This window comes from Bradyrhizobium sp. (genome assembly GCF_035570375.1).
GTDB lineage: Bacteria > Pseudomonadota > Alphaproteobacteria > Rhizobiales > Xanthobacteraceae > Bradyrhizobium.
Map to the genome: position 1 here is coordinate 1 of NZ_DATMLW010000184.1, position 2,937 is coordinate 2,937.

Here is a 2,937-nt window from a genome sequence, read left to right on the forward strand (position 1 = left end):
CCTGGCAATGAACGCCGATCTGTTGTCCGATCGTTTTCACCAGGCTCTCAAATCTCGATCTCGGTGCCAAATTCCACCACTTGTCTTGCGGGCACGCCGAAGAAGGTTGCGGAGCCTTTGGCATTATGCTGTAGAAATGCGTCGATCCGCTCGACTGCAACTGGCGGGGTCTGTTTATCGCGATAACAACGACCCCCTCACCCGGATCGCATCCAATGATGCGATCCGACCTCTCCCGCGAGGGGAGAGGTGAGCCGAGGTCGGCTGATAAATCGATTCAACTAAAAATCATCCCGCTTTAGTGCCCCGCTTCCGATGGCATGTAATAGAGAGCCGCTATCCTCGCACCGGCAGTTCGATCACGTCGTAAGCGTGCCGGATGCTGCGTTTCAGGACCGGATCCTCGAGTTCGAATTCGAAGCGGCTGGCGGGCCGGATACCGCCTTTTGCCGCAAAGGTGCCGCCGAACATGGCGCAACCATCGGGCAGTTTTCCGTCCGGAAAGCCGCGTGCGAGAAGTTCCGAAACCGGCAGCATCGCATCCAGCGTACCCTCCTGGTAAAGCTCCCGCTTGCCGCCGATCCAGGCGTGGGCGCGCAGGATCAGGCGGTCCCAATGGTCGATGACCTCTTCGAGTTCCCACAGCGTGGATGCGATCGGCTTATCGCACATCTGCTTGGAAACCGTGACGCTGTAGCTCTCGACCTTGCGGTCGGTGTGATCGGACCCCAGGCCAACGAAGATCCGCCGCTGCCAGCCGATCAGGACAAACTCCACCTCTCCGCTGGAATCGCCGCCGCAGACCTCGATCTCGTCTTCCGTGGTCAGCCGCCGCGCCGAAACCCGGTAATAGATCGGGGTCGTCGCCGGGCGCGCGATCCCGATCGCCTCGAGCTCGGCGATGTGCTTGTCGCGCGCGACCGGGTCGCGGCCGGTCCACCCCGCCACCACGGCCTGGTCGATCGCCAGCGTCAGCGGCGTCGTCGCGCCGTAGGCGTCGACGACGGTGAATGTCAGATCAAACACGGACTACGTCCTCCATTGCTGCCGCCAGCTCGAATATACGGCGGTCCGATCCGCCCGTTGCGGCGAGCATCAGTCCGACCGGTGCTTCGCCCTCGCGATGGCAAGGTATCGAGATCGCGCAACCGTCGATCATGTTGATCAGCGTGCAATTGCGCAGCGACTTAACGTTCGCCTTCGCATAGGCCTTGTCGTCCGCGAGATCGGCGATGCGCGGCGGCGTGTTCGCCGTGGTCGGCATCACCAACGCCTCGAAGGGAGCGAGCCGAACTGCGATGCGTGCGATCAATGACTTTCGTGCCTCCACGAGATCGATGTAATCTGCAGCGCTGATGTCCGCTCCGCGCAGGATCCTCGAGGACACCCGGGGATCGTAGACATCGCCGTGGCTCGCGATGAGATAGCGATGCCAGGCGTAGCTTTCCGCCGCGGCGAAACCACCTTTGCTGTTGATCACGCCGACATCGAGGAATTCCGGCACCTCGATCCGCTCGATCGACGCGCCCTGGCGCGACAAATTTTCCAGCGCCCTGTCGAAGCTTCGCGCCACCTCATCGTCGAGCTCGTCGAGTGCGACAGTAGTCGGGACCGCAAGCCGCATGCCCCTGATCGGACGGGCTAGCGGCGGCTGGACCGGTTCGTCGGCCAGCACGGCATCGAGCACCGCGCAACAGCCGACGGAGCGCGCCAGGGGGCCGTAGCTGTCGAGGGTGAACGACAACGGCACGCCACCCTCGCGCGGCACGCGACGCTGCGTCGGTTTGAAACCGACAATGCCGTTATAGGCAGCCGGAATCCGGCACGATCCGCCGGTGTCGGTGCCGAGCGCGCCATGTGCCATGCCGTCGGCGACCGATACCGCTGCGCCCGAAGACGATCCGCCGGGCACGTGGCCGACCTCGCGCCGCCATGTACTTTTCGGCGTGCCGTAATGTGGATTGATCCCGATTCCGGAGTAGGCGAATTCGGTCATGTTGGTGCGGCCGATCACGATGAAGCCGGCGCGGCGCAAGCGCGCCACCACGGGTGCATCGGCGTCCGCCGGGGCGGAGTCCTCGAGCGCCCGGGAGCCCGCGCGGGTGACCTGCCCGCTGATGTCGAAGAGGTCCTTGATCGATACGGGTATGCCTGCGTAAGCCGACGGCGCGGCGTTTGCCTTGCGCAACCGGTCCATGGCTTCGGCCGCCTCGATGGCGGCCTCTTTGTCGACATGGATGAAGGCGCGTTCGCCCTCGCCGGAAGGATCGGCGATCCTGGACAGACATTCCTCGACGAGTTTTCGCGCGCTGGTGCGACCGCTTGCGATATCTTCGGCCAAGGTGGCCAGTGTCGGAGTGTTGCGCATCGTTGGCCTCATGAAGCGGCTATTTGTTGCCCGAAACGTCTCCGATTTCCAGATCGAGCAATGCCGAGCTCAGCGATTTGCCATGCGCATCGAGCGCAAGTGACCGTGTCACCCCGCCGCCCAGCGTCTTGGTCATGACGAAATTCAGCGCCGACAGGTTGGGCAGCTCGTAACGGACCACCTCGCCTTCGGCGACGCCGGCAAAATGCGCTTTCACCCGCTCGCTCGTGACCCGTTCGAGCAACAACGGATAATCCTTTTCGTCATAGGCGATGACGGAAATGTTCGACGTGTTGCCCTTGTCGCCGGTGCGGGAATGGGCGATCTCGCGCAGCTTCATCGCTAGCGTCCCGGTTCTGACATTCGTATCATATCGCGGCACCTTCGTTTACGAATGTCAGAACCAAAGGGACACTAGCAAATACAAGATTCTAGAACCTATCTCAAAATTGCTTGAAGAGGATAAGTAGGCAAGCGAGTTGAACGAAACCGAGAAAGTTTTGAGGATAGAACTCCCAGCGGACCAGCAGGCGCCGGCGCCACTGAATCCAGGCGAAGAAGCGTTCGAC

General features: G+C 62.1%; 3 protein-coding genes and 1 pseudogene. All 4 read right to left on the bottom strand.

Annotated elements, in window-relative coordinates; all coding sequences use genetic code 11:
• Window positions 1-47: 47 nt before the first annotated feature.
• Window positions 48-161, bottom strand: a pseudogene (locus tag VNX23_RS31095) (KUP/HAK/KT family potassium transporter); the annotation flags it as partial.
• A gap of 175 nt (window positions 162-336) precedes the next feature.
• Window positions 337-1,026, bottom strand: a complete 690-nt coding sequence (locus VNX23_RS19670; protein ID WP_325632703.1) for a DUF2848 domain-containing protein — start codon at window positions 1,024-1,026, stop codon at window positions 337-339.
• On the bottom strand, window positions 1,019-2,368 hold the full coding sequence (locus VNX23_RS19675; protein WP_325632704.1) for an amidase: 1,350 nt from the start codon (window positions 2,366-2,368) through the stop codon (window positions 1,019-1,021). Before VNX23_RS19675 ends, VNX23_RS19670 begins: the two co-directional genes overlap by 8 nt.
• A 19-nt stretch (window positions 2,369-2,387) precedes the next feature.
• A complete protein-coding gene (locus VNX23_RS19680; protein ID WP_325632705.1) occupies window positions 2,388-2,708 on the bottom strand; it encodes an AtuA-related protein in 321 nt (106 codons plus the stop codon).
• Window positions 2,709-2,937 lie beyond the last annotated feature (229 nt).

Coding starts and splice junctions, on each gene's coding strand:
- VNX23_RS19675 (WP_325632704.1), bottom strand. CDS start 2,368: ATGCGCAACACTCCGACACTGGCCACCTTGGCCGAAGATATCGCAAGC.
- VNX23_RS19680 (WP_325632705.1), bottom strand. CDS start 2,708: ATGAAGCTGCGCGAGATCGCCCATTCCCGCACCGGCGACAAGGGCAAC.